This is a genomic window from Ligilactobacillus sp. (assembly GCF_036846325.1).
GTDB lineage: Bacteria > Bacillota > Bacilli > Lactobacillales > Lactobacillaceae > Ligilactobacillus.
The window spans coordinates 1-2,896 of sequence record NZ_DAIUCE010000153.1; the positions used below are offsets into that span (position 1 = coordinate 1).

General features: G+C 48.7%; 3 protein-coding genes. 2 read left to right on the top strand and 1 reads right to left on the bottom strand.

What is annotated here, in order from left to right; all coding sequences use genetic code 11:
• Positions 1-282: 282 nt before the first annotated feature.
• Complete coding sequence (locus V7Z60_RS09580; protein ID WP_334117588.1) at positions 283-1,518, top strand: PTS sugar transporter subunit IIC; 1,236 nt, start codon at positions 283-285, stop codon at positions 1,516-1,518.
• Positions 1,519-1,637: 119 nt separating this feature from the next.
• Here the strand turns inward: V7Z60_RS09580 and V7Z60_RS09585 are convergent, their stop codons facing one another.
• Positions 1,638-2,036 (bottom strand): VOC family protein, encoded by a 399-nt coding sequence (locus V7Z60_RS09585; protein WP_334117589.1) that lies wholly within the window; start codon positions 2,034-2,036, stop codon positions 1,638-1,640.
• 283 nt (positions 2,037-2,319) lie between these two features.
• On the opposite strand from V7Z60_RS09585, the gene V7Z60_RS09590 reads away from it, so the two are divergent.
• A partial coding sequence (locus V7Z60_RS09590; RefSeq protein ID WP_334117590.1) for an ROK family protein occupies positions 2,320-2,896 on the top strand: 577 nt, incomplete at its 3' end.

Sequence of the window (2,896 nt, forward strand, 5' to 3'; positions counted from 1 at the left end):
AGGCTGAGTATGTCGATACTGACGAAAAAGTCGTCTTTGCCACTGAAGACTAATCTGAAATAAGAGTCAGGTCCCGCATCGCATAATGGTGATGCGGGACTTTTTCGTGGTTATTTTCGGGTCTTTGCTGCGGCTTCGCATTTTACAGAATAAGTATACAAACTTAAAAAATGGATATACAAAATGTTGACTTTTGAAAGTAAACGTTTTATAATTCGGTATGTAAGTTAGTTTATTTTACAAACTAACCATTCAAAAACATATTCAGAGGAGTTGCTTAAAATGAACAACATCATGAACAGGATGCAGGAGAAATTTCTGCCTGCACTTGGCAAATTCGGCAATATGAAGTACATGATCGTGCTTCGCGACTCGATGGTCATCACTGTTCCGTTCACAATTTTCGGAAGTATCTTCATGATCATCAACAACCTTCCGTTCGGCAACTGGAGCAGGATCATCGCCCCGATTCAGCCGCAGCTTCAAATCGCGGTCAACATGACTTTCGGTCTGCTGGCACTGATCGTTGCAATCGGAATGAACTATGAGGCTTCCAAGGCAAACAGGCTGAATGAGCTGACCGGTACGGCCATCGGCGTAATCGCGTTTTTGATCTGCATGCTGAACGACAAGCTTGTTCTGGATCCTAACGATCTTGGTTCAAGCGGCATGTTCACTGCAATTGTGGTTGCAATCATTTCCAATGAAATCATCTCGTTCTTCGTTAAGCGCAATCTTGTCATCAAGCTCCCGGGATCCGTTCCTCCGGCGGTTGCCAGCTCATTTTCAGCACTTATTCCGGGATCGGTCGTCTTGCTTTTGTTCTGGTTCCTCAGAGTTGTTCTGAAAATTCAGATCAATTCCGTCATCCAGGCAATCTTCTCGCCGCTTGTCGTCGGACTCAACAGCGTCTGGGGAATGGAACTCGTCTTGTTCCTGACACTTCTCCTCTGGACGATGGGCATTCACGGCAACAACGTTGTCGGTGCCGTATCGTCACCTGTTTATCTTCAATTCCTGACGGCAAACATCAAGCAGGTTTCCGAAGGCCATGCCGCAACGCACATTACTGCTGACGGTTTCCTCAACTTCGGCATGAACATCGGCGGCACGGGTGCAATCCTCGCCCTTGTCATCTGCATGCTGACGGCCAAGAGCAAGCGCTACAAGCAGCTCGGCGGCCTCGGCCTCGTTCCATGTATCTTCCAGATCAGCGAACCGATCATGTTCGGCTGCCCTGTCGTCCTGAACCCGGTTCTTGCAATTCCATTCATCGCCGTTCCAATGGTGCTTCAGGGAATTACGTACTTCCTGATGAAGGCAGGAATCATCGGAATGGTCATTGCACAGGTTCCTTGGACGACGCCGATTTTCCTGAACGGCTATCTCATTACCGGCGGTGACTGGCGTGCAGTTATCTGGCAGGCAGTCTGCCTCGTGGTGGCCGTTGTCGTCTACTATCCGTTCTTCAAGTCCCTGGACAGCAAGGCTGTTGCTGAAGAAAATGCAGAAGCATGAGGTTGATTTCCCGGATAAGGCGAAAATCCGGATTTGCTTGTGAAATGCAGTGTGCGCGGTGTCACGGGCAGGCCTGAACAAAAAAAGCATGCGCGCAGACAAGGCGTGCATGCCGACAGTTACTTGTTTTCGTAGACCGAAATTTCAATCAGATTCGAATCAAGGTCATGGATGTAGATTGATTCCATCCTGCCTTCGGAACCGTGACGTTCAACCGGACCTTCGATGATTTCAATGAAGTAGCTCTTGAGATGATTGACGATGTCTGACATCCTGTCACCGGAAACGATGCAGAGATCGCATGCTCCTGGGATGGTGACGGACGCTTTCCGGCTGCGGGATTCCAGTTTCTCCGATTCGACGAGACGAATCAGCTGGTGACCGCAGCGCAGGGTGTGAACCGAATCGTCGGACTGTTCCCTGATCAGCGGCATGTCAAAAGTTTCGTGATAAAAGCGGGTGGATGCCTCGAGATTGGAAACGGGAAGCACGATGTGGTCGATACGCTTGATTTTCATTTGAATCCCCCTTTTGTTAAAATAATTTCCTCAACAAGTATAGCAGAACTCTCGGAATCGGAGCAAATTTGTACAGAAAAACGTTGCTTTATGATAATCGATAAGCATATAATGAAGTAGTGGCGCACTGCATTTGTAAAGGCTAACATTGGGAGTGCAGACTCACTTTATGTCAAGCGGTTGACATAGAGATGTATAGTTTTTCCTGGATTTCTTTTCAAATCCTGGAAAATGCGTTAAAATAACTTCGAGAACGATTACCTGCATTAGGAGGAAAACATATATGTCAAAGCTTTATGGAGCAATTGAAGCCGGCGGCACAAAGTTTGTATGCGCTGTCAGTGATGAAAACATGAACATCCTGAAGAGAGTCAAGATTCCTACGACAGTGCCTGAGGAAACGATGACCGAGGTTTTCAGGTTCTTCGATGAAAATCCTGTGTGCGCAATGGGCATCGGCTCCTTTGGACCGATCGACGTCAACAGGAAGTCTGAAACGTACGGCTATATCACGACAACGCCAAAGAAGGGCTGGGCAAACTACAACTTCCTCGGCGACATGAAGAAGCACTACGACATTCCATATGTCTGGACGACTGACGTTAACGTTGCCGCATACGGCGAACTCAAGCGCGGTGCCGCACGCGGCAAGGAAAGCTGCGTTTATCTGACGGTCGGAACTGGCATCGGTGGCGGCGGCGTCATCAACGGCAAGCTGCTTGAAGGCTACGGCCATCCGGAAATGGGACACATGCTCATGCGTCGCCATCCTGACGACAAGTATGAGGGAAACTGTCCGTTCCATCATGACTGTCTTGAAGGCCTGTGCGCAGGTCCTGCCGTTGAAGGCCGTCATCACG